Below are 25443 nucleotides of genomic sequence, written 5' to 3'. Positions count from 1 at the left end.
ACCACTCCATGAGCCTCAATATCTTCTGGTTCCTGCCTACCCACGGCGACGGCCATTACCTTGGCACCGCCGAAGGCGCTCGCGCCGTCGACCACGGTTATCTGCAACAAGTCGCGCAAGCGGCGGATCGCCTGGGCTTCGGCGGGGTGTTGATTCCCACCGGCCGCTCTTGCGAAGACTCCTGGCTGGTGGCAGCGTCGCTGATCCCGGTGACCCAGCGTCTGAAATTCCTTGTCGCCCTGCGCCCCGGGATCATTTCCCCGACGGTGGCCGCGCGTCAGGCGGCGACACTGGATCGTCTGTCCGGCGGTCGTGCGTTGTTCAATCTGGTGACGGGTGGCGATCCGGAAGAATTGGCTGGCGACGGTTTGTTCCTGACGCACGAAGAACGCTATCAAGCCTCGGTGGAATTCACCCGCATCTGGCGCCGCGTGCTGGAAGGCGAAACCGTTGATTACGACGGTCAGCACATCAGCGTGAAGGGCGCCAAATTGCTTTATCCGCCGATCCAGCAACCGCGTCCGCCGCTGTACTTCGGCGGCTCTTCGGAAGCGGCGCAGGACCTCGCGGCAGAGCAAGTGGAAATGGTCCTGACCTGGGGCGAACCGCCAGCTGCCGTTGCCGAGAAAATCGAGCAGGTTCGCGCCAAAGCCGCGAAGCTCGGCCGCACGGTGCGCTTCGGGATTCGCCTGCATGTGATCGTTCGTGAAACCAATGCCGAAGCCTGGCAAGCGGCAGACCGACTGATCTCGCACCTGGACGACGACACCATTGCCCGTGCCCAGGCTTCACTGGCGCGCTTCGACTCCGTCGGTCAGCAACGCATGGCGGCATTGCATGGCGGTAGTCGCGACAATCTGGAAGTCAGCCCCAACCTGTGGGCCGGCGTCGGTCTGGTGCGTGGCGGTGCCGGCACCGCACTGGTTGGCGACGGTCCGACCGTGGCCGCCCGCGTGAAGGAATACGCGGACCTGGGCATCGACACCTTCATCTTCTCCGGTTATCCGCACCTTGAAGAGTCCTACCGCGTCGCCGAGTTGCTGTTCCCGCACCTCGACGTCGAGCGGCCGGAACTGCCCAAGGGTGCCAATTACGTCAGCCCGTTCGGTGAGATGGTCGCCAACGACATTCTCCCCAAAGCCGCGTCCCAGAGCTGAGGCGCGCCATGAAGAGAATCATCCACAACCTTGCGCCTTGGGCGTTGCCGATTTTGCTGTTGGCGGTGTGGCAGTTGTCAGTGTCGGCGGGTTGGTTATCGACACGGATTCTGCCGGCCCCCATCGCGGTCATCGAGGCTGGCGTGAGCCTGGTGCGCAGCGGTGAAATCTGGACGCACCTGGCGATCAGCGGCTGGCGTGCGGCGCTGGGCTTCACCATCGGCGGCGGCATCGGCCTGGCGTTGGGCTTCATTACCGGCCTGTCGAAATGGGGCGAACGCCTGCTCGACAGTTCGGTGCAAATGATCCGCAACGTGCCGCACCTGGCGCTGATTCCGCTGGTGATCCTGTGGTTCGGCATCGACGAGTCGGCGAAGATTTTTCTGGTGGCGCTGGGCACCTTGTTCCCGATCTACCTCAACACCTATCACGGCATCCGCAACGTCGACCCGGCGCTGGTGGAGATGGCGCGCAGTTATGGCCTGTCCGGTTTCAGCCTGTTCCGTCAGGTGATTTTGCCGGGGGCGTTGCCTTCGATTCTGGTCGGCGTGCGCTTTGCACTGGGCTTTATGTGGCTGACGCTGATCGTCGCTGAAACGATCTCGGCCAGTTCCGGCATCGGCTACCTGGCGATGAATGCCCGGGAGTTCTTGCAGACCGACGTGGTGGTGCTGGCGATTCTGATGTACGCGGTGCTCGGCAAACTGGCCGACCTCGCGGCCCGTGGACTTGAGCGCGTCTGGCTGCGCTGGCATCCGGCGTATCAGGTTGCCAAGGGAGGTGCGGCATGACGGCTCAACAACCTCCACGCCTGCTGCGCGGGATTCCGCTGGTGGTGCGCAAACTGCAAAAAACCTTCGGCTCGCGGCAGGTACTGCGTGAGATCGATCTGCACATTCCGGCCGGCCAGTTCGTCGCCGTGGTCGGTCGTAGCGGTTGCGGCAAAAGCACCTTGCTGCGCTTGCTCGCCGGGCTCGACAAACCCACCGGCGGGGAATTGCTGGCCGGTTCCGCGCCGCTGAGCGATGCGCGGGAAGACACTCGGCTGATGTTCCAGGAAGCGCGTTTGCTGCCTTGGAAAAAGGTGATCGACAACGTCGGCCTCGGGCTCAAGGGCAACTGGCGTCCGCAAGCCTTGGAAGCGTTGGAGTCAGTCGGCCTGGCGGACCGCGCCAATGAGTGGCCGGCGGCGCTGTCCGGTGGACAGAAGCAACGTGTGGCCCTGGCCCGCGCGCTGATCCATCAGCCGCGCCTGCTGTTGCTCGACGAACCGCTGGGGGCGCTGGATGCTCTGACCCGAATTGAAATGCAGCAACTGATCGAGCGGCTCTGGCAGAAGCACGGTTTTACCGTGTTGCTGGTGACCCACGATGTCAGCGAAGCGGTGGCGATTGCCGATCGGGTGATCCTGATCGAAGAAGGCGAAGTCGGCCTCGACCTGCACGTGGAACTGCCGCGCCCTCGGGTTCGGGGCTCCCATCGGCTGGCGGCGCTGGAAACCGAAGTCCTCAATCGCGTCCTCGCTCTGCCCGGCGAACCGCCGGAACCGGAACCTGTTTCACCCTTGCCTACGCAGTTGCGTTGGGCTCAATAACTCAAGCCTCATCCAACGACAGGAATCAACATCATGACTATCAAGGCCATCAACGTTCGCAACCAGTTCAAAGGCTCGATCAAGGAAATCGTCCTGGGTGACGTGCTGTCGGAAATCGACGTGCAGACCGCTTCCGGCATCGTCACTTCAGTGATCACCACTCGCTCGGTGAAAGAGCTGGAACTGGTGGTCGGCAGTGAAGTGATCGCGTTTGTGAAATCCACCGAGGTGTCGATCGCCAAGTTGTGATCGCGTGCATTTCGAGCAACCCCGGAGGGTGTGAGCCCTTCGGGGTTTTTTATGTGTGTGAATCAGTCAGTTCGGCGGTGTGTCCTTCGCGAGCAAGCCCGCTCCCACATTTGATCTTCAGTGAACACACGTTTTGTGTGAGACAGAAATCCAATGTGGGAGCGGGCTTGCTCGCGAAGAGTCCGGTGCAGCTAGCAAAGAATCAGACAGGAATAGCGCGCTTCGGCAGGTAGGGCGGCAAATACAATCCCAGATACGCATCGAACACCCGCATTCCTTCCTCGGCCATCCGCGGCGTGATCTGCCCATGCTGTTGCACCGAGCGCGCATACACCCGATCCCCCAACTCCATGGCCAGCGCAAACACATCAACGTCTGTCGGCAGCGTCGGCAGTTCGAAATGATGATCGAACAGCTTGTGCATCAGGTCGCCGAGCTCAATGTCGTGCTGACGGTCGGCCTGGGTGACTTCGGTCAGGCCGTGCTGGGCGAGGATCAACTGGCGGGCGGCGGCGTCTTCGTCGTAGATCTCGAGCATGCGCTGCTCCACCAGCCGCGACAGGTCGCGCCAGCCATTGAGCGCACCGTGGTCGATGGGCGCTTGCAGGCAGGCACGGAAAGCGGCGTGGACGTCGGCGGTCAAGGCTTCGAGCAGGGCCGGGACGCTGGCGAAGAAGTGATAGACGGAGGAGGGCGGAATCTCCGCGCGTTCGGCGACGCTGTAGATCGACAGGCTGGCCACACCTTCGGCAGCCAGCAGCGTGCGGGCGGCATCGAGTATCGAATCGATCCGGGCCTGGCTGCGGGCGCGGGGTTTGCGAATGGTGGCGGTGCGCGTCATTGGAGTCCTCCTGCGGGGCAGCGGGCATTGTACGAGTCGGGTTGTGTGTTGTCTTCCAGGACGCCATCGCTGGCAAGCCAGCTCCCACAAGGATCTGTTGTGGATGAAATATCCGTGTGCGACACATGACCCTGTGGGAGCTGGCTTGCCAGCGATCCGCCGAAGGCGGCCATAAAAAAACGCCGCAGACTGTGAGGCCGGCGGCGTTGTTTTTACTGCAACCACTTACACCGTATGCAGATACCAGTTGTACTCAAGGTCGGAGATGGAGTGTTCGAACTCCTCCAGCTCGCTTTCCTTACAGGCCACGAAGATATCGATGTATCAAGTTCGTCAGGAAGGCCTGCGATCAACACCGGTTGGTGCCGTCCCAAGGATGTGCTGTTTCATTCAGACCAAGGCTGTCAGTACACCAGCCATAAGTTCAGAAATGAGCTGATACAGCATGGGGCTGCGCCAAAGCATGAGTCGTAAAGGCGAGTGTTGGACAACGCTCCAATGCAGGGTTTATTGGTAGTTTGAAATCAGAGAGAATGCCCGAAGCAGGTTATAAATCGGTCCCGTTTCGCCTGCTTTCAGTTAAAATACGCATAGCTATAAGGTCAGTCGCCTCATTTTCAAAGCTCTTCCACAAAACATCATTGTTCAGGAGCTCTGTCTTGAGTTTACTCACTTTTTCAGGGTAGGTCATCGTTTGGCCCCCTATATGGTTGTCGAAGAACTCCTCCAAAATGAACTGAAATGGCGTCGGAATGTTATCAAGGTGGGTGGCAATACTTGCCCTGAATTCATAATAGGTTTTGTCGTAAATCCTGATCTGATTTTCAAGTGTGGGGTTGTTGGAGTTAAGGATGTTACTGTCTACACCTGTGTAGAGTGGATCATTAAATCCGGCAGAGTGTATTAATTCGTGAACCATGATATGTGTCAATAGAAGCGGGTAGCGGATCAGATTTTCCAAGTGGGTAGTAAATATTAATGGTGCTTGTGGGCTTTCTATCAAAGCAGACAGAGGTGCCGGATTCATTGCGTAAGTTAGTGGGCGATTTGCAGCCTTGTCCTTGTCTAATCCTGCCGCGCTTTGCTCCATTAGTACGTATTGGACGCATTGTCGAGAAAAACTATTTGCATGGCATGGGTTTTCTGCCAGTTCAATCAAGAAATCTATTAATGTTTGATTGCCGATATACGAATCTCTACTTTCAAAGTCTGCCCGACTGACATTCATTTCAGAGAGAAGGTTTGTGTATACGGTGTCGGTTGCGTGACCGCGTTCCGAGGAAGTTAAATTGGTTGTTGTTTCAAGCATCCATCCGATGAAACCTTTCAGGTATTCCCCCGATCCGCCTTCGCTCAATGGCGGCAAGGGGATGTCGCAATTTTCTATGCACTTATCCCGAAAGCTTTTCAAATAGAAAACCGCGTCTTTACGACCTTGCTCAATAGCATTGAATATCTCTGGAAATTTTGTTTGTATCTCGCTGTCACGGGCCACCTCATGCCCATCTATGTCTTCTATTCCAAGTTTGATAAAAAGCTCAGTAATAGACTCTCGAGTGACGTTCGACGCACCAGCTACATTAGTTTCTCGATCAAGCCAATTCATTAAATTGAACACTGGACTCATCCAGTCGTCATGATTGATCAGCGGTTCTGCCCTCGGAAAGTGAGCGAGATTGTTCTCGCGTATAGCTCCAGAGTTGGTTGTCCCTGAGCCATTTATATATCGGCTCCCGGCCACTATACCCAGAGCAGTAACTCCTATCCCCGCCACGACGCATGCCGCCTTGGCGCACGTTATCAACTTGCTCTTAAACGAGTTTTCAGCATTGCATTCGATTATAGACCCACGCACATTTTGAATGCCTTCTTGTCGAGAATTTCCCATCAGCGGCATCTCGATCACAATTGACGTGTTGCTGGCTCGTTTGAGTGAGGACGCAGTCTTTGAATGGGGGCTGCTGCTGTCTTCAATAATCTGGTAGTTACAACTTGACTGTGCTCGTGAGGTGGCTTCAATTGTCATGCTCGCCCCTTTATCCTATTATATAAAGAAATTCATTGAGTTACTTCACGGTAATTAGGTAACCGCCTACTGCGTAGATCAAGTGCCACGATGGCTTGCAACTTCACATGTGGGTGCGCTGTTGTCCAACAAGCGAACCTCTTCTTCGCTCGCGATGGACACCCTGCTTCAGGACTTTTTAGAATTCAGCTCTTGAAATCTAACGTCATGCTTTTGCGCGCAGCCAGCAGCAGGCTGTTCAATGCGACACCGAAGCCCTGAACAGCAGAAATAGCCGGAGAATTGTTCATTTTCACCAACATCAAATAACCATTCGTGCACTCCACAAGAGTACCGGCAGGCGAGTCATTATCTTTGCCCTTGATCAGACTGCCACTCCCAGTGGCACTCGCCGCACCAGCTTTTGAGTGTGACATCAATGCGATAACTATTTTTTCAAATTCCGCTCATCGAGAGGGGTTAACTTGCCGTTCCACTTCTTCAGGAGGGCCTGTCGCAACAACCGCTGGTTGGCAGCGTCAGCCTCGGCCGGCAGAACAATACGCATAAAAAAACGCCGCAGGCTGTGAGGCCGGCGGCGTTTGATTTTTCACTGCAACCGCTTAAACGGTATGCAGGTACCAGTTGTACTCAAGGTCGGAGATGGAGTGTTCGAACTCCTCCAGCTCGCTTTCCTTACAGGCCACGAAGATATCGATGTATTTCGGATCGATGTACTTGGCCATGACTTCGCTGTCGTCCAGCTCGCGCAAGGCATCGCGCAGGTTGTTCGGCAGGCTTTGCTCGTTCTGCTCGTAGGAGTTGCCTTCCACGGGAGCGCCCGGCTCGATCTTGTTGGTCAGGCCGTGGTGCACGCCTGCCAGGACCGAAGCCATCAACAGATACGGGTTGGCGTCGGCGCCGGCTACACGGTGCTCGATGCGCACGGCATCGGCAGAACCGGTCGGCACGCGGATCGCTACAGTACGGTTGTCCAGGCCCCAGCACGGCGAGTTCGGCACGTAGAACTGTGCACCGAAACGACGGTAGGAGTTGACGTTCGGGCAGAGGAAAGCCATCTGCGCCGGTAGGGTCTCGAGCACACCGCCGATCGCGTGACGCAGTGCGGCGTTCTGCTCGGGATCCTCGCTGGCAAAAATGTTTTTGCCTTCTTTATCAAGAATCGAAATGTGTACGTGCAGACCGTTGCCCGCCTGGCCCGGGTAAGGCTTGGCCATGAAGGTGGTGTCCATCTCATGGTCGTAGGCGATGTTCTTGATCAGACGCTTGAGCAGGACCGCGTAGTCGCACGCCTTGATCGGGTCGGCGACGTGGTGCAGGTTCACTTCGAACTGCGCCGGGGCACTTTCCTTGACGATGGCGTCGGCCGGGATGCCTTGCTCTTTCGCACCTTCCAGAATGTCCTGGAGGCAGTCGACGTATTCGTCGAGGTCGTCGATCAGGTAAACCTGAGTCGAATGCGGACGTTTGCCGGACACCGGCGAGCGTGGTGGTTGAGGGCGACCGTTCACGTTCTCCTGGTCGATCAGGTAGAACTCCAGTTCGAACGCGGCGCAGATGGTCAGGCCCATCTCGTCGAACTTGCGCACGACATTGGCCAGCACTTCGCGCGGATCGGCGAAGAATGGATCGCCTTCGAGTTCGTGCATGGTCATCAACAGTTGCGCGGTAGGGCGCTTCTGCCATGGCTCGTTGCACAGGGTGTTGGGGATTGGATAGCAGATTCGGTCAGCATCGCCGATGTCCAGGCCCAGTCCGGTGCTTTCCACCGTCGAACCATTGATATCCAGAGCAAATAGAGAGGCCGGCAGGTTGATGCCTTTCTCGTAAACCTTGTGGAGACTGGTGCGTTCAATGCGCTTGCCGCGCACCACACCATTCATATCCGCAATCAGAAGGTCAACGTACAGAACCTCAGGATGTTCCTTAAGGAACGCGTTCGCTTCGTTAAGCTGAACGGCACGCGGGGGTACCGACATGATGCAACACCTTTGTTGTTAAAAATATCAATCATTGATCTCTTCGGGTTTCAGTCAACCCGAACGGCATGCCGAAGTCAAGCGAGGCCTTTTTTGCCCTAAAAAAGCGCCCGTGAGGCTTTTTTGAGGCACTTTGGGGCGTTTTTATGCCATTGAGCGCTTTGGCGCCCGCGAGCTTGAGCGGGCCGTGTTGTATTTTTTACGGGGGTGTTGTGTAAAAAAATGAACAAGGCTAAGCTCGATTCAAACCCATAACAGCAATAATACCGGGGTGCTTCATGTCTCGCCTGCCGTTAATCGGCGTCACCGTCTGCTTCGGGCAGATCGGTCTGCATGCTTATCACATCAGTGGCGATCGTTACGTCCACGCCAGGGCTCGTGTTGCCAAAGGCGTGCCGTCGACTCTTCTTTCCCCGGCGAACCGGCTGGCTCCGTCCGATATTCTGGACGGTCCGCACGACATTCTCTTTACGGGTTGTCCTTCCAATATAGAACCGTTTTACCTTGGCAGCCCGACCAACGTGTCGGCCGCTGCTCATGATTCTGCACGCCCTGATCTTCCCTTGCTTGCCCCTGCCATTACCCGAGTGGGTAGTTGTGCGCGGCAATTGCAATGGCAATCTGTACCAAGCGACGCCCACGCGTCAAACAACGCCTGACTTATAAGAGTCAGGAAACTCAGCCTAAGAGGCATTTATGAGTCACAACCTCGACCAGCTCACCGATTGGTTGAAAGACCACAAGATCACAGAAGTCGAATGCATGATCGCCGACTTGACCGGGATTACCCGGGGCAAGATTTCGCCGACCAACAAGTTCATTGCTGAAAAAGGCATGCGCCTGCCCGAGAGCGTTCTGCTGCAGACCGTGACCGGCGACTATGTCGAAGACGACATCTATTACGAACTGCTCGACCCGGCGGACATCGACATGATCTGCCGCCCCGACCAGAACGCGGTTTACCTGGTGCCCTGGTCCATCGAGCCGACCGCCCAGGTGATCCACGACACCTACGACAAGCAAGGCAACCCGATCGAGCTGTCGCCGCGCAACGTGCTCAAGAAAGTGCTGAAACTCTATGCCGACAAGGGCTGGCAGCCGATCGTGGCGCCGGAAATGGAGTTCTACCTGACCAAGCGCAGCGACGACCCGGACTATCCGTTGCAACCGCCGATTGGCCGTTCCGGTCGCCCGGAAATCGGTCGTCAGTCGTTCTCGATCGAGGCGGCGAACGAATTCGATCCGCTGTTCGAAGACGTCTACGACTGGTGCGAACTGCAGGAGCTGGACCTCGACACGCTGATCCACGAGGACGGCACGGCGCAGATGGAAATCAACTTCCGTCACGGCGATGCCCTGTCCCTGGCCGACCAGATCCTGATCTTCAAGCGCACCATGCGCGAAGCGGCGCTCAAGCACGACGTGGCGGCCACGTTCATGGCCAAGCCCATGACCGGTGAGCCGGGCAGCGCGATGCACTTGCACCAGAGCATCATCGACATCGAAACCGGCAAGAACGTCTTCTCCAATGAAGACGGGACCATGAGCCAGTTGTTCCTGCACCACATCGGCGGCTTGCAGAAACTGATCCCCGAGTTGTTGCCACTGTTCGCGCCCAACGTGAACTCGTTCCGCCGCTTCCTGCCGGACACTTCGGCACCGGTGAACGTGGAGTGGGGCGAAGAGAACCGCACCGTGGGCCTGCGGGTTCCGGATGCGGGGCCACAAAACCGTCGGGTGGAAAACCGCCTGCCGGGCGCCGATGCCAACCCGTACCTGGCGATTGCCGCGAGCCTGCTCTGCGGTTACATCGGCATGGTCGAAGGCTTGAACCCGAGTGCGCCGGTGGTAGGGCGTGGCTATGAACGCCGCAACCTGCGCCTGCCACTGACCATCGAAGACGCGCTGGAACGCATGGAAAACAGCGCGACCATCGAGAAATACCTGGGCAAGAAATTCATCACTGGCTACGTCGCGGTCAAGCGGGCCGAGCATGAAAACTTCAAGCGCGTGATCAGTTCGTGGGAGCGGGAATTCCTGCTCTTCGCCGTCTGATGCGCCGGGCGCTGCTGCACTTGGCGGCGCCCTTTACTGGAATCTTAGGAGAATTCGCATGACCAGCAACAACCCGCAAACCCGTGAATGGCAAACCCTGAGCAACGATCACCACCTGGCCCCGTTCAGCGATTTCAAGCAGCTGAAAGAGAAAGGCCCGCGGATCATCACCAACGCCAAGGGCGTGTACCTGTGGGACAGCGAAGGCAACAAGATCCTCGACGGCATGGCCGGCCTGTGGTGCGTAGCGATCGGCTACGGTCGCGATGAACTGGCCGATGCCGCCAGCAAACAAATGCGCGAGTTGCCTTACTACAACCTGTTCTTCCAGACCGCTCACCCGCCGGTGCTGGAGCTGGCCAAGGCCATCGCCGACATCGCGCCGGAAGGCATGAACCACGTGTTCTTCACCGGTTCCGGTTCCGAAGGCAACGACACCATGCTGCGTATGGTCCGCCACTATTGGGCGATCAAGGGCCAACCGAAGAAGAAAGTCATCATCAGCCGCAAGAACGGTTATCACGGTTCCACCGTGGCCGGCGCGAGCCTGGGTGGCATGACTTATATGCACGAACAGGGCGACTTGCCGATTCCGGGCATCGTTCACATCGCCCAGCCGTACTGGTTCAGCGAAGGCGGCGACATGACACCGGAAGAGTTCGGTGTGTGGGCAGCCAATCAGCTGGAAGAGAAAGTTCTGGAAATCGGCGTGGACAACGTCGGTGCCTTTATTGCCGAGCCGATCCAGGGCGCCGGCGGCGTGATCATTCCGCCAGAGACCTACTGGCCGCGCATCAAGGAAATCCTCGCCAAGTACGACATCCTGTTCGTGGCGGACGAAGTGATCTGTGGTTTCGGCCGCACCGGTGAGTGGTTCGGTACCGATTTCTACGACCTCAAGCCCGACATGATGACCATCGCCAAAGGCCTGACGTCCGGCTACATCCCTATGGGTGGCCTGATCGTGCGTGACGAAGTGGTGGCGGTGCTCAACGAAGGCGGCGACTTCAACCACGGTTTCACCTACTCCGGTCACCCGGTGGCGGCGGCGGTGGCGCTGGAAAACATCCGCATTCTGCGCGAAGAAAAAATTATCGAGCGCGTTCATGCTGAAACGGCACCCTATTTGCAGAAACGTCTGCGGGAACTGAACGATCACCCGTTGGTGGGGGAAGTGCGCGGTGTCGGTCTGTTGGGGGCCATCGAACTGGTTCAGGACAAGGCCACTCGCAAACGTTACGAAGGCAAGGGCGTCGGCATGATCTGCCGCACGTTCTGCTTCGACAACGGCCTGATCATGCGTGCCGTGGGGGACACCATGATCATTGCTCCGCCGCTGGTGATTACCAAGGCTGAAATCGATGAGCTGGTGACCAAGGCGCGCAAGTGTCTGGACCTGACCCTGAGTGCGTTGCAGGGCTAAGTGCTAGGCTCTGAGCGGGAGTCATGAAACTTTCGCTCGGAGCAGTTCTAAACGGTGGCCTTTCCTTGAAAGACCGCCTCGGATCTTGCCAGACTAGCCGCGGTTCCAGTTGTCCGGGTTCGGCCGCTGAACAAAGTGGTTCAAAAAAGAAAAATTTGGAGCATTACGCATGAAGGCATTAGGAAAAAAGCTTGCTGGCAAGACACTCCTCGCCATGTCCCTGATGGGCATTATGGCGAGTGCGGTTCAGGCGGACGACAAGGTGTTGCACGTCTATAACTGGTCCGATTACATCGCTCCTGACACCATCAAGAAGTTCGAAACCGAGTCCGGCATCAAAGTCGTCTACGATGTTTTCGACAGTAACGAAACCCTGGAAGCCAAGTTGCTGGCAGGCAAGTCCGGCTACGACATCGTCGTACCGTCGAACAACTTCCTGGCCAAGCAGATCAAGGCCGGCGTTTACCAGAAGCTGGACAAGTCCAAGCTGCCTAACTGGAAGAACCTGAATACTGACCTGCTCAAAGCGGTATCGGTGAGCGACCCGGGCAACGAACACGCCTTCCCGTACATGTGGGGTTCGATCGGTATCGGCTTCAACGCCGAGAAGGTCAAGGCTGCACTGGGTGCCGATGCGCCAACCAATTCCTGGGACCTGCTGTTCAAACCTGAAAACGCCGCGAAGTTGAAATCGTGCGGTATCAGTTTCCTCGATTCGCCAACCGAAATGATTCCGGTGGCGTTGCACTACCTGGGCTATCCAACCGACAGCCAGGACAAAAAACAACTGGCCGAAGCCGAAGCACTGTTCCTGAAGATTCGTCCTTCGGTGGGCTACTTCCATTCGTCCAAGTACATCTCTGACCTGGCCAACGGCAACATCTGCGTAGCCGTCGGTTACTCGGGTGACATCTACCAGGCCAAGTCCCGCGCGGCAGAAGCCGGCGACAAGGTGAAAGTCAGCTACAACATTCCGAAAGAAGGTGCCGGCAGCTTCTACGACATGGTCGCCATCCCTAAAGATGCCGAAAACGTCGAAGGCGCCTACAAGTTCATGACCTTCCTGCAGAAGCCGGAAATCATGGCTGAAATCACCAACGCCGTGCGCTTCCCGAACGGTAACGCGGCCGCCACCCCATTGGTCGAAAAAGAAATCACCGATGACCCAGGCATCTACCCGCCAGCGGACGTGCTGGCCAAGCTGTACGCGATCGCCGACTTGCCGGCCGCGACCCAGCGGATCCTGACTCGCAGCTGGACCAAGATCAAATCGGGTAAATAAGCCGGTTTGAGGCAACAACCTGTTGTCGTCGCCTGCGCGGTGACGGCAGCAGGTGTAATTAAATGACAGAAAGTTTTGCTGGAACGGTTTTTCGAGGGTAAGTTGCGCGCCGGTTTTGTTGCTGGGCAGCTACGACTGTCATGTAACACGGGGCAACTTGGGCCCAACTAATTTTAGAGGACCTCCACTTGCCTATTTCTTCTTTGTTGCGCAATGCCCTGCTGGTTGGCGCCGGGCTGACATTCACTGTCAGCGCCCAGGCCGCCGGCACTGTGCATATTTATAACTGGTCGGATTACATCGGCGAGACCACCCTGGCCGACTTCCAGAAAGAGACCGGCATCAAGCCGGTTTATGACGTGTTCGACTCCAACGAAACCCTGGAAGGCAAGTTGCTCGCCGGGCGTACCGGTTATGACGTGGTCGTGCCGTCCAACCACTTCCTTGGCAAGCAGATCAAGGCGGGTGCGTTCCAGAAACTCGACAAGTCGAAGTTGCCGAACTACTCGAACCTCGACCCCGTATTGCTCAAACGCCTGGAGCAGAACGATCCGGGCAACCTGTACGCCGTGCCGTACCTGTGGGGCACCAACGGCATCGGTTACAACGTCGACAAGATCAAGGCTGTGCTGGGCGTCGACAAGATCGATTCCTGGGCGGCGGTATTCGAGCCGGAGAACATCAAGAAACTGCAAAGCTGCGGCGTGGCGTTCCTCGATTCCGCTGACGAAATGATGCCCACCGTCCTCAATTACATGGGCCTCGATGCCAACAGCACCAACCCCGAAGACTACAAGAAGGCTGAAGCCAAGTTGCTGGCAGTGCGGCCTTACGTGACCTACTTCCACTCCTCCAAATACATCGCGGACCTGGCCAACGGCGACATCTGTATCGCCATCGGCTTCTCCGGCGACATGTTCCAGGCCCGCAACCGTGCGGCTGAAGCGAAGAAAGGCGTGAACATCGCCTACTCGATTCCGAAGGAAGGCGGTGCGCTGTGGTTCGACATGCTGGCGATTCCAAAAGACTCGGCCAACGTCAAAGAGGCGCACGCGTTCATCAACTATTTGCTGAAACCTGAGGTGATCGCCCAGGTCAGTGATTACGTCGGCTATGCCAACCCTAATCCGGGGTCGGACAAACTGATGGAACAGTCCATTCGCACCGACGAAGCGGTTTATCCACCGCAAGCAGTCCTCGACAAGACTTACGTGTCGATCGAGCTGCCACCAAACATTCAACGTTTGATGACCCGCAGCTGGACCAAGGTCAAGTCGGGCAAATAGCTTCAAGGCTCAAACTATCCAAGGTTGGCTCACCTTGAGCGAACTGCACTCTTTTTTTCTGGGAGTTTCGTAAATGGCAGTTGCCTCCGGCGCCTATAAGAAAGCCCTCGAGGGCGACCAGTCACCTAAACAGGTGCTGGTCAAAATCGACCGGGTCACGAAGAAGTTCGACGAGACGATTGCCGTGGACGATGTGTCCCTGGAAATCAAGAAAGGCGAGATCTTCGCCCTGCTCGGCGGTTCGGGATCGGGCAAATCCACCTTGCTGCGTATGCTCGCAGGCTTCGAACGGCCCACGGAGGGGCGCATTTTCCTCGATGGCGTAGACATCACCGACATGCCGCCGTATGAGCGGCCGATCAACATGATGTTCCAGTCCTACGCCTTGTTCCCGCACATGACCGTGGCGCAGAACATCGCGTTCGGCCTCAAGCAGGACAAGCTTCCCGCCGCTGAAGTCGATGCACGCGTGGCGGACATGCTCAAGCTGGTTCAGATGAGCCAGTACGCCAAGCGCAAGCCGCATCAGTTATCCGGTGGCCAGCGTCAGCGTGTGGCCCTGGCGCGTTCCCTGGCCAAGCGACCGAAGCTGTTGCTGCTCGACGAACCGATGGGTGCGCTGGACAAGAAGCTGCGTTCGCAAATGCAGCTGGAGCTGGTCGAGATCATCGAGCGCGTCGGTGTAACCTGCGTGATGGTGACCCACGACCAGGAAGAGGCCATGACCATGGCCGAACGCATCGCGATCATGCACCTGGGCTGGATCGCCCAGATCGGCAGCCCGATCGACATCTACGAAACCCCGACCAGTCGCCTGGTCTGCGAGTTCATCGGCAACGTCAACATCTTCGACGGTGAAGTGATCGACGACGCCGAAGGCCACGCCATTATCACCTGCAAGGACCTGGACCGTCAGATCTACGTGGGCCACGGCATCAGCACCTCGGTGCAGGACAAATCCGTGACCTACGCGATCCGTCCGGAAAAACTGCTGGTGACCCCGACCATGCCGACCTGCGACTACAACTGGTCCAGCGGCAAGGTCCATGACATCGCCTACCTCGGCGGCCACTCGGTGTTCTACGTCGAACTGCCAAGCGGCAAGATCGTCCAGTCGTTCGTCGCCAACGCCGAGCGCCGCGGTCAGCGCCCGACCTGGGGTGACCAGGTCTACGTGTATTGGGAAGACGACAGCGGCGTGGTGCTTCGCTCATGAACATGCGCAAATTCAAACGCCGCCTCAACCGAATAATTCCCGGTGGCCGCCAGTTGGTCATCGGGGTTCCGTTCATCTGGCTGTTCCTGTTCTTCATGCTGCCGTTCTTCATCGTCCTGAAGATCAGCTTCGCCGAAGCCGACGTGGCCATTCCGCCGTACACCGAGATCTACAGTTTCATCGACCAGAAGCTCCAGGTGCTGCTTAACCTGGGCAACTACGCGATGCTCGGCGACGACGAGTTGTACATCGCCGCCTACCTCGGCTCGTTGAAGATGGCGCTGATCAGCACCATCCTCTGCCTGGTGATCGGTTACCCGATGGCCTACGCCATTGCCAGCGCCCGCAAAGAGCTGCAAACGGTGCTGGTGCTGCTGATCATGATGCCGACCTGGACCGCGATCCTGATCCGCGTCTACGCGTGGATGGGCATCCTCAGCAACAACGGTCTGCTCAACGGTTTCCTGATGACCATGGGCTGGATCGACGAACCGCTGCAGATCCTCAACACCAACCTCGCTGTGTACATCGGCGTGGTTTATTCGTACCTGCCGTTCATGATCCTGCCGCTCTACGCCAACCTGGTGAAGCACGACAACAGCCTGCTGGAAGCCGCATCCGATTTGGGTTCGAGCACTTTCAACAGCTTCTGGAAGATCACCATTCCGCTGTCCAAGAACGGCATCGTTGCCGGTTGCATGCTGGTGTTTATCCCGGTGGTGGGCGAGTTCGTGATCCCGGAACTGCTTGGCGGTCCGGAAACCCTGATGATCGGTAAAGTGCTGTGGCAAGAGTTCTTCAACAACCGTGACTGGCCGGTGGCCTCTGCCCTGGCGGTGGTGATGCTGCTGATCCTGATTGTGCCGATCATCCTGTTCAACCGTAGCCAGGCCAAAGAAATGGAGGGCAAGGAATGAAGCGCTTCCGTTTCTCGAGTTTCATGCTGATAGCCGGTTTGCTGTTCATCTACGCGCCGATGCTGATCCTGGTGATCTACTCGTTCAACGCCTCGAAACTGGTGACGGTGTGGGGCGGCTGGTCGATCAAGTGGTACGTCGGGTTGATGGACAACACCCAACTGATGGGCTCGGTGGTGCGCTCGCTGGAAATCGCCTGCTACACGGCGGTGGCAGCGGTGGCGCTGGGTACATTGGCGGCGTTCGTCCTGACCCGCATCACCCACTTCAAGGGCCGCACGCTGTTCGGTGGCCTGGTCACCGCGCCGCTGGTGATGCCGGAAGTGATCACCGGTCTGTCGCTGTTGCTGCTGTTCGTGGCCATGGCGCAGATGATCGGCTGGCCGCAGGAACGCGGCATCGTCACCATCTGGATCGCCCACACGACGTTCTGTGCGGCGTATGTGGCGGTGGTGGTGTCGGCGCGCTTGCGTGAGCTGGACCTGTCCATTGAAGAGGCGGCCATGGACCTTGGCGCGCGGCCGTGGAAGGTGTTCTTCCTGATCACCATCCCGATGATCGCGCCGTCGTTGGGCGCGGGCGGCATGATGTCGTTCGCCCTGTCGCTGGATGACCTGGTACTGGCGAGCTTCGTGTCGGGGCCGGGGTCGACGACCTTGCCGATGGAAGTGTTCTCGGCGGTGCGTCTGGGTGTGAAGCCTGAAATCAACGCCGTGGCCAGCCTGATTCTGCTGGCGGTGTCGCTGATGACCTTCCTGGTCTGGTTCTTCAGCCGTCGCGCTGAAGAAGCGCGTAAGCGTGCGATTCAGCAGGCCATCGAAGAAAGCGCTGCCGACTCCTGGAAACAGCCGGACGTGCGTCGCGCGCAACAGGCGCCGGAAGCGGCTTGAGCCTGATGGGTTGATCACACCTTTGTGGTCAACCCAAATCCAATGTGGGAGCGGCGGTGCGACGATTCGACTTGCTTGCGAAAGCGGTGTGTCGGTCGACATCTCTATCGACTGACACGGCCTCTTCGCGAGCAAGTCGAATCGTCGCACCGCCGCTCCCACATTTGCTTTAGGAAACCCAAGGCGACTTGCGGATGATCTCGACGAAGTTCATCGGCTTGAAGCCCGGCTCGCTGTCCACCAGCACGTCCGCATTCACCGTACCGAACGTGGTATCCGGCCTGTGTTTGAAGCCGTTGGCGAATGCACACAGGATGCACTCCTTGAACCCTTCACCCCGTGGATGCGCATGCACCACAGCTTCGCGCTGCACGGTGGGGAACGCCGCGTAGTCGATACCCAGCACGTCCATTTCAACCCCCGCGGTCACCAGTGCCACGTTGGGCCGCAGGTGTTGCGGCACGCCCGGTGTGGTGTGCAGGGCGATCGACAGCCACACTTGCTCGATGTCGTCATCGCTCAACCCGTAAGGCTTGAGGAACGCTTTGGCGGCGTTGGCGCTATCGACTTCGAAGCGTTCATCGTCCGTGCGATGGCCTTCCACCAGGCCCAAGTCATGGAACATCGCGCCGACGTACAACAGCTCGGGGTTGTAGGCCAGTTGCTTGCGTTCACCGCTTAGCGCGCCGAACAGAAACACCCGGCGTGAGTGGTGATAAAGCAGATCGGATTCGACGTCGCGAATGTATTCAGTGGTGGCCCGGGCCAACGCGCTGTCGGGGATTTTGATGCCGGCGATGGTGCTGCTCATGGTGCTGTCCTCGTGGGGAACGCCGTGGCGGCGCTGATGGAACAAGTCTGTTCCCCCCCAAAAAACCGGACAATCGATCCATGGCTGCGATCCTTGCCAATGAGCATGCATATCGCGCCAGCCTCGCTTGTTGGGCGTGGATTGGCTAACTTTGCTGCCGACGAATACGCTTTTGTGGCGAGGGGGCTTGCCCCCGTTGGGCTGCGGAGCAGCCCTAAATGGTCAGCTCAAATACATCGGGTGTTGCTGGATACTGGGAGTGCTGCGCACTCCAACGAGGGGCAAGCCCCCTCGCCACAGAGAGGCGTTCTGAACCATGAGTAAAACCGTTGCCATCGTGGTCTTCGCCGGCGTCCAGTCGCTGGACGTCACCGGTCCCATGGATGTGTTTTCCGAGGCCAATCGTTTCCTGGCACCGCAGGATCACTATCGGCTGGAGGTGATTGGCGTCGAGCGCGGGATGATGCCGTGTTCCAACGGGTTGTCGCTCAACGCCCACCGGCATTTCAGCGAGGCGCTGGAGGCGTACGACTTGTTGCTGGTGGCCGGAGGGCCGCAGTTGCCCTTCATGGATTTCGGCGCAGCCTTCGATGCGTGGTTGCGGGATGCCAGCGCATTAGCGCAACGTTTCGGCTCGATCTGCAACGGCGCGTTCATGTTGGCTCGCGCCGGGTTGCTCGAGGGTCGGACAGTGACGACGCATTGGGGCGATGCAGCGGCGCTCGCTGCCTTGTGTCCTTCGACTCAGGTCGAGGCGGATCGCCTGTACGTGCAGGACGGCGAGTTATACACCTCGGCCGGCGTCACGGCGGGGATCGATCTGTCGTTGTACCTGCTGGCCCGTGATCACGGGCCGGAAGTCGCGCTGAGTGTGGCCAAGCGGCTGGTGGTGTTCACCCAGCGTTCGGGCGGGCAGTCACAGTTCAGCCCGTTCCTCACGCCCCACGCCGAGCCGACGTCGGCGGTGGCGATGGTTCAGCATTACGTGCTGGCCAACCTGACCGGCGACCTGACCATTGCCGACCTGGCCAACTCGGCCAACATGAGCGCGCGCAATTTCTCCCGGGTGTTTGCCAAAGAGGCGAAAGTCACCCCGGCGGAATTTGTCGAGCGGGCGAGGGTGGACGCGGCACGGGTGATGCTGGAGAGCACCGCCGCACCGCTGAAAACCGTGGCGTACCAGTGCGGATTTCGCGATGCCCAGCATATGCGCAGTGTGTTCAATCGCCGGTTGGGCGTGACGCCGCAGCAGTTCAGGTTGAATTTTGCGGCGATGGTTTGAACAGGCATTTTTATAGTTGTTGAGGGCCTCTTCGCGAGCAAGCCCGCTCCCACATTAGACCGTGTCAGTCTGCACAACTCGGTCAACTGTGGGAGCGGGCTTGCTCGCGAAAGCGTCAGCCTGGCCAACAAAAATCTACCGCGCCGGCAACAGCTTCAACGTACTCCGCGTATTGGCCGTAACTTCTTCATCATTGAGATGCGCCTGGAAGTACACCCCTTCGACATACGCCTCAGCCTGATCTTCATAGTGCCGGTCAAACGGCACACCACTCTGGCCCACCGGGTTGACCGTCAGGCTGTGCGCCGGATCTGCAAAATCGATCAGGCGCCGGGTCGATGGCCCGTAAGTGACCGGCCATGGCGCCGGGCCGATTTTGGCCGAGAGGTTGTTCGGCACTTCATGGGTACCGGGCGCGGCGAACGGCCCGACATTGAAAATACGGTCCAGCGGCTTCTGCTGCCCCAGCGGGTGACCATGGGTCAGCGTGTGCGCCTTGCCCCACTGCCATTGCGTGAAATCCGTGCCCAGCGTGGTCTTGAGGTGAGCGATGCTCGCTTGCCACGCCACCTTCACCGTATCGGCGCGGGTTTCCTTGCCGAGGGTGTTGCGGTTGTCCCACCACGGCGAGTCAGCGTTCGCCGCCAGACGTGGCAGCGCGGCGTCGATCACCCGGGTCGAGAGCAAGGTTTCGAAAAAGTCATTGCCCAACTCATCGTGCATCGATGCATCGGCGAGGTTGAACAGGAACTGGTTGAACAGCGTGGCGCTGGTGGAGTCCAGCGGGTAATCACCTTTCCACTGAGCCAGTTGCTCCACCAGTTTGAGTTCGGTCGGGTCGCTCACTACTTCACGCAGGACCGGCAACAACGGCGCCAGCAAGCGCGGGCCGTAAGCGGTGGTGGTGCCCAGTTGCAGCTTCTGGCTGGCCTCCAGATCCCACTTGACGGATTTGTCACCAAGCTGGCGATTGAGCTGTTGACCCCGATCCGCGAGGTTGTAGTAACCGGGAATCTCCATGCCGGTCGGCGACACGGGCTGGAAATTGGCCGAGACGATGTAGCCCCGCGCCGGATTCTCTTCCTGCGGGTTCGCGCTGAACGGGTAGAAACCGTCCTTGTCCGCTTCGGCGCTGCTGCCGTCGAGGATGAACCACGGCCGCACACCCGCCGGGCGTTTCGGCAGCTGCGCCGCGGCCCACCAGCCGATGTCGCCCTTGGCATTGGCCCACACGATGTTCAGGCCCGGTGCCTGGACCTTGGCGGCGGCACTGCGCGCCTTGGCCAGGGTATCGGCGCGGTTGAGCTGGTAGAAACCTTCGAGGATCGGATTCTGGCTTTCGAGAAACCCCCACCACATGGCGATCGGCGTTTTGCCGACACTGTTGCCCAACGCATCGTTGACGATCGGCCCGTGGGGCGACTGACGCAGGACCAATGTCACTGGCGCCTGGCCCTTGACCGCGATCTGCTGCTCGCTGGTGACCAGGTCGACCCACTTGCCGCGGTACCAGACCTGGTTGGGGTTGTCCGGGTTGACCTTCTCGGCGATCAGGTCGAGGTCGTCGTTCTGGAACATGGTGATGCTCCAGCCGAAGTCGCGGTTCATCCCCAGCGAGGCGAACGGCATCAACGCCTGATAGTGACCATAGAGTTCGAAGCCCGGTGCCGAGAGCTGCGCTTCGTACCATACCGACGGCGCTGAGAAGCGGATATGCGGGTCACCCGCCAGCAGCGGCTTGCCACTTTTGGTGCGGTTGCCTGAAACGACCCAGGCATTGCTGCCCTCGAACTGCGGCAAGCCGTTGTCGGCCAGCGCCTGCTCACTCAGGCGGGCGAGGGCGTTGAGGTCTTTCCAGTCGGCACTGGCGAGGGGCGGCATGGCGCTGCCGGGGTTCTTCGCCAGCACGCCTTTGGGTTGCCAGTCGAGATCGAAGACGTTCAGGTAGTCGGCGCCCAACTGGTCACGCACGTACGTCAGTAACGGTTCGGTGCGAAACGCCGCGGCAAAACTGTAGGCCATGTAGCCGGCGATGCTGATGGTGTCCTGAGCGGTGAACGGGCGTTTCGAAATGCCCAGTGCATCGAACTCGACGGGTTTCGGATGGCTGTCCTGATACTGGTTGATGCCATCCAGATAGGCCTGCATGGCGATGAATGACGGGGACTGTTTGTCCAGGTTGGCGAGGTAGGTTTCGGCGCGTTCGCGAATGCGCAGGCTGCGCATCAGTTTGTCGGTGTCGAGCAGTTTCGGGCCCAGCACTTCGGCCAGTTCACCGCGTGCAAGACGACGCAGGACTTCCATCTGGAACAGTCGGTCCTGGGCATGCACATAGCCGAGGGCGCGGTACAGGTCAGTCTCGTTTTCAGCGCGGATGTGCGGGATGCCGCGCTCGTCGTAACGCACGGTGACGGAGCCTTGCAAGTGTTGCAGTTCAACCATGCCCTGGCGTGTCGGCTGCTTGCTGTAGACGTACCAGCCGGCGCCGGCGGCGAGCACGACAATCAGCAGGACCAGCGCAGTCAGGAGACGTTTCATGGCGATTCCTTGTTCTTGTTATGAGTGGCAGCAATTCCCTGGCGTCACTGTTTAACACGACCTGCCGAATCGGCCCATCACCCGTAGGAGGGATTCTTGTTGCCTTGCGTGTCGCTACTTCGTTGTATCGACAGGCCACGGGCAGTAACACCCGACCGCCAGTGTGTGGGTGGCATTCACCGCGCGGCCGGCGTTTAACGCTTGCAGGATCGGCTCGATAAAGCTGTTGCTCGAGTTGCAGGTCAGGCCCTCGCTGTAAGGACCGAAGTAGGCGAGTGTGCCGCTGCGATCCCAGATCGCTACGGCGGGGCTGGCCGGGATCTGTTCCGAGCCAGGGAGGACGGTGATGGTTTTCAGGCTGCTCAAGGTGCTGGGCAACTGGCCGTGGCTGCCGGGCTTTTGTACCGCATAGAATTCGACGCCCTGCGCAGCGTATTGCTCGACCAGCTCGCTCAGGTGCTGCTGATTGCCGACATTGCACGGGCAGGCCGGGTCCCAGAAATGCACGAGGCGGATGGCGCCGGGGCCGGCGAGGTTGTCGGGCAGGCGCAACGGGTCGCCGGAGAACACGGCGGTGTGTGAGCTGAACGCGCGCAGATAGCGTCCCTGAAACCAGTCGTAAGCCGCCCACAAAACTCCGGCACACACGAGGACGAGCAGGCTGGCAAGCAGTGTGGTGCGGTAGGGCGAACGCATGGGTGTCGATCCTCGAAGGTCGCCCAGCTTGCCATGCTTGCCGCGACAGATGAATATCGCAGGCTTATAAAGTCCGCTTCGTGCTCTGGAATCGCCAATGTCCGCCACTTTCGACCCTGATCATTTGCGTGCCGGCCTGCGGCCTTTGGCCGAGTGGCAGCCGCTGACCGTGGAGGCGCTGGCGTACCAGCGGTTCTACGGCCTGGATTTTCCGGGGCGTCAGCTACGCGGTGGCCTGGGGCGATTCGAGGTGGACGGTTATGAACTGGTCAGCCAGCTCTGGTGGCCGGAACGGGCGAAGGCGACGTTGTTTGTGTTTCATGGTTTCTACGATCACACCGGGCTTTACCGGCATGTGATCGAGTGGGCCCTGGACCAGGGCTTTGCGGTGATTGCCTGCGACTTGCCGGGGCACGGTCTGTCCAGTGGCGAACGGGCGAGCATCAAGGATTTCGCCGAGTATCAGGACACGCTGCAAGGGCTGTTCGCCGAGGCGAAGTCGCTTGATCTGCCGCAGCCGTGGCACCTGTGCGGGCAGAGTACCGGTGGCGCCATCGTGATCGACCATGTGCTGAATGAAGGCGCGAGCAGTCCGGCGCAGGGCCAGGTGATCCTGTTGTCACCCCTGGTGAGGCCTCGGGCCTGGGGGTGGTCGCAGCTCAGTTATTACCTGCTCAAGCCGTTCGTCAAAGCCATCGCCCGGCGCTTCAGCGAGAACTCCAACGACCCGGATTTCCTGCCCTTCCTGCAAGCCGATCCGTTGCAACCGCTGCGCCTGCCGACAGCCTGGGTCGGTGCGCTGGCGCGGTGGATCAAACGCATCGAGGCCGCGCCTGGCAGCCTGCGCCAGCCACTGATCGTGCAGGGGCAGGCGGATATGACGGTGGATTGGGAGCACAACCTTGAGGTGCTGAAAGCCAAGTTCGATCGGCCTCAGGTGTTGATGTTGCCTGAGGCTCGGCATCATTTGGCGAATGAGACGGTGGCGTTGCGCGGGGAGTATTTCGGGTTTTTGAGCAAGCGGATCAAGGGCCGGAATCTTTAGCGCCCGTCCCGGCCCCTTCGCGGGCAAGCCCGCTCCCACAGTAGACCGAGTTGTTGGGGAGAGCACAGTCCAATGTGGGAGCGGGCTTGCTCGCGAAGGGGCCCTTGCAGGCGCCGAAATTACTGGCTGAGGCTCGAAGGATTCTGCCCCACCGCCAACCCCGCCCGAATCGCCGCCAACGCCGCCTGGTAATACGCCTTGCCTTCAGCCGACTCGGCAAACGTGGCGAATTCCTCCAGCTCGTTATCCGACAGGTCGCGATAGACATACAGCAGCGTGTTGTTCAAATCGCTGCCGATCTGGTCCATCAAGCGCTGGCGCTGACCGTTCAACAGCCCTTGCGCCTGACCGCCGCCGAGCAGGCCGGGGATCATCGAGCTCAGGCTGTCGGCCGCGACGCCGGCAATCGCCAGGCTGACTTCCGCACCGGCCTCACGCGCGGGCAAGGCCTGGGCGAGGTGACCGATGATCAGCATGCGGCTGTCACTGGCTTGAATCTTCGGCAGGCCCTTGGCGTTCTTCGCCAACTGATCACGACGGGTCGCCAGCAGCTCGGCGGCCACGATTTTCTTGCCCAGCGGTGACTGGAAGAACGTCAGTGCCGGCTTCGGATCAGCGAGGGTCTTGCGCAATTGCGCTTCGGCGCGCTGGTCCACGGCCTGCGGGGCGAAGCGCTGATTGCTGTTATTCACCAGCGCCTGAAACACGGCGGGCGGCAGGCTGTTCTGGTAACGCTGTTGAGCGGCTGAGAGGGCATCGCTGAAATGCGCGCGTTGTTCTGGCCAGCCGGCGACCTTGTACAACTGGTCGTGGCCGTCTGCCCAGGCGGGCAAAACGCAGAACATCAGCAGTGAGAAAAGCAAACGGCGCATAGGGACTCCTGTCAGCAGGCGACTATTCTCCGTGCGGCATACGGACTTGTCGAGAATTCGTATCAAGCCGCTGCGCGGCTCTGTCGGATTTGCGGGCACAGGAATACTATGCGCGCCATGCAAATACCCTCTGATCACCCGCTGCTGTTACGTATCGTCGACGACCTGGCTGAACGCGGCTGGTCGCAGCAGAATATTTTCCTGCCTCTGGATCTGACTCGGGCGCTGGCCGCTGAGTGCCATAAACGTGCCGCCGAGGGTGAACTGGCCCCGGCCGCCGTGGGCCGTGGGCCGACATCGGAGATTCGCGAGGGGATTCGCGGCGACAAGATCCAGTGGATCGAGCCCGGTCAGGCGCTGGCGTGCGACAGCTATCTGCAGTTGATGGACAGCCTGCGCGAGGCCATGAATCGCGGTCTGTATCTGGGCCTGGAAGATTTCGAAAGCCATTTTGCGATGTACCCGCCCGGTGCTTTCTACCTCAAGCATGTCGACCGCTTCCGCGACGACGATCGGCGCATGGTCTCGGCGGTGGTCTACCTCAACGACGCCTGGTTGCCGGAGCACGGCGGTCAGTTGCGCATGTACCTCAAGGATGGCGTCGAATACGATGTGGTGCCTACCGGCGGATGCCTGGTGGTGTTCCTGTCGGGCGAGGTGCCCCACGAAGTCCTGCCCGCGACCCGCGATCGCCTGTCATTGACCGGCTGGTTCCAGCGCCGTGGCAACGAGCCGTTCTGATCATGCAGAAAATTCTGGTAAGTCGCTGTCTGCTCGGCCACCGCGTGCGTTATGACGGCGGGGCCAGCGGGCCGTTCGATCAGCTTCAGCAGTGGCTCGACGAAGGTCGCGTCGTGCCGTTGTGCCCTGAGGTCGCCGGCGGGTTGCCGACGCCACGGGCGGCGGCGGAGATTCCGGGCGGGCAGGGTGGTGATGTGCTGGAGGGTCAGGCGTTGGTCATCACCACTGAAGGTGAAGATGTCAGTGCGCAGTTTCTTTCAGGGGCTTATCAGGCGCTGGAGCTGGTGCAGAAACACGGCATCCGCATTGCCTTGCTCAAGGCCAACAGCCCGTCTTGCGGAAATCTGCTGACTTATGACGGGACGTTCAGTGGCGTGAAGGTCAGCGGTGAAGGCGTCACTGCTGCGTTGCTCAAGCGCCATGGTGTGCAAGTTTTCAGCGAACTGGAGTTGCCGCAAGCTGCGGCGGCGCTGACAACCCTGGACTAACGCCCAACACTAAACAAATGTGGGAGCGGCGGTGCGACGATTCGACTTGCTCGCA

22 protein-coding genes and 3 pseudogenes are annotated in these 25443 nt (G+C 59.2%); 16 read left to right on the top strand and 9 right to left on the bottom strand.

All coding sequences use genetic code 11. The features are described 5' to 3' along the window. The first annotated feature begins 8 nt into the window (after nucleotides 1-8). Genes ssuD through J2Y86_RS16515 form a run of 4 tightly spaced genes read left to right on the top strand, consistent with a single transcriptional unit; the run spans nucleotide 9 to nucleotide 3000 of the window. On the top strand, nucleotides 9-1157 hold the full coding sequence (gene ssuD / locus J2Y86_RS16530; RefSeq protein WP_253433470.1) for an FMNH2-dependent alkanesulfonate monooxygenase: 1149 nt from the start codon (nucleotides 9-11) through the stop codon (nucleotides 1155-1157). Nucleotides 1158-1165: 8 nt separating this feature from the next. Continuing rightward, a complete protein-coding gene (ssuC, locus tag J2Y86_RS16525) occupies nucleotides 1166-1948 on the top strand; it encodes an aliphatic sulfonate ABC transporter permease SsuC (protein ID WP_192227512.1) in 783 nt (260 codons plus the stop codon). Then, the gene (gene ssuB, locus J2Y86_RS16520) at nucleotides 1945-2751 is read left to right on the top strand and encodes an aliphatic sulfonates ABC transporter ATP-binding protein (protein ID WP_253433467.1); all 807 of its coding nucleotides are present in this window, start codon (nucleotides 1945-1947) and stop codon (nucleotides 2749-2751) included. The genes ssuC and ssuB overlap by 4 nt, the downstream gene beginning before the upstream one ends. Nucleotides 2752-2784: 33 nt before the next feature. Continuing rightward, the gene (locus tag J2Y86_RS16515) at nucleotides 2785-3000 is read left to right on the top strand and encodes a TOBE domain-containing protein (protein WP_003229256.1); all 216 of its coding nucleotides are present in this window, start codon (nucleotides 2785-2787) and stop codon (nucleotides 2998-3000) included. Between the two features lie 202 nt (nucleotides 3001-3202). On the opposite strand, the gene J2Y86_RS16510 is transcribed toward J2Y86_RS16515, so the two are convergent. The 5 genes and pseudogenes from J2Y86_RS16510 to J2Y86_RS16495 form a co-directional block, all read right to left on the bottom strand. Continuing rightward, on the bottom strand, nucleotides 3203-3841 hold the full coding sequence (locus J2Y86_RS16510; protein WP_253433464.1) for a TetR/AcrR family transcriptional regulator: 639 nt from the start codon (nucleotides 3839-3841) through the stop codon (nucleotides 3203-3205). Between the two features lie 225 nt (nucleotides 3842-4066). Next, nucleotides 4067-4165: pseudogene (locus tag J2Y86_RS30465) on the bottom strand (glutamine synthetase); the annotation flags it as partial. 223 nt (nucleotides 4166-4388) lie between these two features. Next, nucleotides 4389-5867 (bottom strand): hypothetical protein, encoded by a 1479-nt coding sequence (locus tag J2Y86_RS16505; RefSeq protein WP_253433461.1) that lies wholly within the window; start codon nucleotides 5865-5867, stop codon nucleotides 4389-4391. Between the two features lie 197 nt (nucleotides 5868-6064). After that, nucleotides 6065-6251, bottom strand: a pseudogene (locus J2Y86_RS16500) (IS30 family transposase); the annotation flags it as partial. Between the two features lie 218 nt (nucleotides 6252-6469). Then, the gene (locus J2Y86_RS16495; protein WP_253433457.1) at nucleotides 6470-7846 is read right to left on the bottom strand and encodes a glutamine synthetase family protein; all 1377 of its coding nucleotides are present in this window, start codon (nucleotides 7844-7846) and stop codon (nucleotides 6470-6472) included. A gap of 278 nt (nucleotides 7847-8124) precedes the next feature. Between J2Y86_RS16495 and J2Y86_RS16490 the strand changes: the two are divergent. From J2Y86_RS16490 to J2Y86_RS16455, 8 genes and pseudogenes are all read left to right on the top strand, one after another. Continuing rightward, a pseudogene (locus tag J2Y86_RS16490) lies at nucleotides 8125-8427 on the top strand (gamma-glutamyl-gamma-aminobutyrate hydrolase family protein); the annotation flags it as partial. 115 nt (nucleotides 8428-8542) lie between these two features. Continuing rightward, entirely contained in the window at nucleotides 8543-9901 is a 1359-nt protein-coding gene (locus J2Y86_RS16485) for a glutamine synthetase family protein (protein ID WP_253433452.1), read from the top strand. A gap of 58 nt (nucleotides 9902-9959) precedes the next feature. Next, the gene (locus J2Y86_RS16480; RefSeq protein ID WP_253433450.1) at nucleotides 9960-11324 is read left to right on the top strand and encodes an aspartate aminotransferase family protein; all 1365 of its coding nucleotides are present in this window, start codon (nucleotides 9960-9962) and stop codon (nucleotides 11322-11324) included. Nucleotides 11325-11493: 169 nt separating this feature from the next. Then, entirely contained in the window at nucleotides 11494-12606 is a 1113-nt protein-coding gene (locus J2Y86_RS16475; protein WP_150632126.1) for a polyamine ABC transporter substrate-binding protein, read from the top strand. A gap of 188 nt (nucleotides 12607-12794) precedes the next feature. After that, complete coding sequence (locus J2Y86_RS16470; protein ID WP_301308756.1) at nucleotides 12795-13892, top strand: polyamine ABC transporter substrate-binding protein; 1098 nt, start codon at nucleotides 12795-12797, stop codon at nucleotides 13890-13892. 73 nt (nucleotides 13893-13965) lie between these two features. Then, complete coding sequence (locus J2Y86_RS16465; protein WP_253433447.1) at nucleotides 13966-15108, top strand: ABC transporter ATP-binding protein; 1143 nt, start codon at nucleotides 13966-13968, stop codon at nucleotides 15106-15108. A gap of 35 nt (nucleotides 15109-15143) precedes the next feature. Further along, nucleotides 15144-16025, top strand: coding sequence for an ABC transporter permease subunit (locus J2Y86_RS16460; RefSeq protein WP_253440331.1), 882 nt, complete (start codon nucleotides 15144-15146; stop codon nucleotides 16023-16025). Beyond that, a complete protein-coding gene (locus J2Y86_RS16455) occupies nucleotides 16022-16915 on the top strand; it encodes an ABC transporter permease subunit (protein ID WP_010466694.1) in 894 nt (297 codons plus the stop codon). The genes J2Y86_RS16460 and J2Y86_RS16455 overlap by 4 nt, the downstream gene beginning before the upstream one ends. A 169-nt stretch (nucleotides 16916-17084) precedes the next feature. Here J2Y86_RS16455 and J2Y86_RS16450 read toward each other — a convergent pair whose 3' ends face one another. Beyond that, entirely contained in the window at nucleotides 17085-17726 is a 642-nt protein-coding gene (locus J2Y86_RS16450) for an HD domain-containing protein (RefSeq protein WP_253433444.1), read from the bottom strand. Nucleotides 17727-18042: 316 nt separating this feature from the next. On the opposite strand from J2Y86_RS16450, the gene J2Y86_RS16445 reads away from it, so the two are divergent. Then, nucleotides 18043-19008, top strand: a complete 966-nt coding sequence (locus J2Y86_RS16445; RefSeq protein WP_253433440.1) for a GlxA family transcriptional regulator — start codon at nucleotides 18043-18045, stop codon at nucleotides 19006-19008. Nucleotides 19009-19143: 135 nt separating this feature from the next. On the opposite strand, the gene J2Y86_RS16440 is transcribed toward J2Y86_RS16445, so the two are convergent. Both J2Y86_RS16440 and J2Y86_RS16435 read right to left on the bottom strand, forming a co-directional pair. Continuing rightward, nucleotides 19144-21546, bottom strand: a complete 2403-nt coding sequence (locus J2Y86_RS16440) for a penicillin acylase family protein (protein ID WP_253433437.1) — start codon at nucleotides 21544-21546, stop codon at nucleotides 19144-19146. Between the two features lie 114 nt (nucleotides 21547-21660). Further along, nucleotides 21661-22242 carry a DUF6436 domain-containing protein gene (locus J2Y86_RS16435; RefSeq protein WP_253433434.1) on the bottom strand — a complete coding sequence of 194 codons (582 nt, stop codon included), beginning with the start codon at nucleotides 22240-22242 and terminating at the stop codon, nucleotides 21661-21663. Nucleotides 22243-22339: 97 nt separating this feature from the next. Between J2Y86_RS16435 and J2Y86_RS16430 the strand changes: the two genes are divergently transcribed. Next, the gene (locus J2Y86_RS16430) at nucleotides 22340-23287 is read left to right on the top strand and encodes an alpha/beta hydrolase (protein WP_253433431.1); all 948 of its coding nucleotides are present in this window, start codon (nucleotides 22340-22342) and stop codon (nucleotides 23285-23287) included. Nucleotides 23288-23406: 119 nt separating this feature from the next. Here J2Y86_RS16430 and J2Y86_RS16425 read toward each other — a convergent pair whose 3' ends face one another. Then, the gene (locus tag J2Y86_RS16425; protein WP_253433428.1) at nucleotides 23407-24159 is read right to left on the bottom strand and encodes a DUF2059 domain-containing protein; all 753 of its coding nucleotides are present in this window, start codon (nucleotides 24157-24159) and stop codon (nucleotides 23407-23409) included. A 108-nt stretch (nucleotides 24160-24267) separates the two neighbouring features. On the opposite strand from J2Y86_RS16425, the gene J2Y86_RS16420 reads away from it, so the two are divergent. Both J2Y86_RS16420 and J2Y86_RS16415 read left to right on the top strand, forming a co-directional pair. Continuing rightward, the gene (locus J2Y86_RS16420; protein WP_253433425.1) at nucleotides 24268-24900 is read left to right on the top strand and encodes a 2OG-Fe(II) oxygenase; all 633 of its coding nucleotides are present in this window, start codon (nucleotides 24268-24270) and stop codon (nucleotides 24898-24900) included. Nucleotides 24901-24902: 2 nt separating this feature from the next. Beyond that, on the top strand, nucleotides 24903-25388 hold the full coding sequence (locus tag J2Y86_RS16415) for a DUF523 domain-containing protein (RefSeq protein WP_253433422.1): 486 nt from the start codon (nucleotides 24903-24905) through the stop codon (nucleotides 25386-25388). Nucleotides 25389-25443 lie beyond the last annotated feature (55 nt).

Source organism: Pseudomonas migulae, assembly GCF_024169315.1.
Lineage (GTDB): Bacteria > Pseudomonadota > Gammaproteobacteria > Pseudomonadales > Pseudomonadaceae > Aquipseudomonas > Aquipseudomonas migulae_B.
Note: the sequence above shows the minus strand (reverse complement) of the source record. Positions and strands in the feature narration are given on the sequence as shown.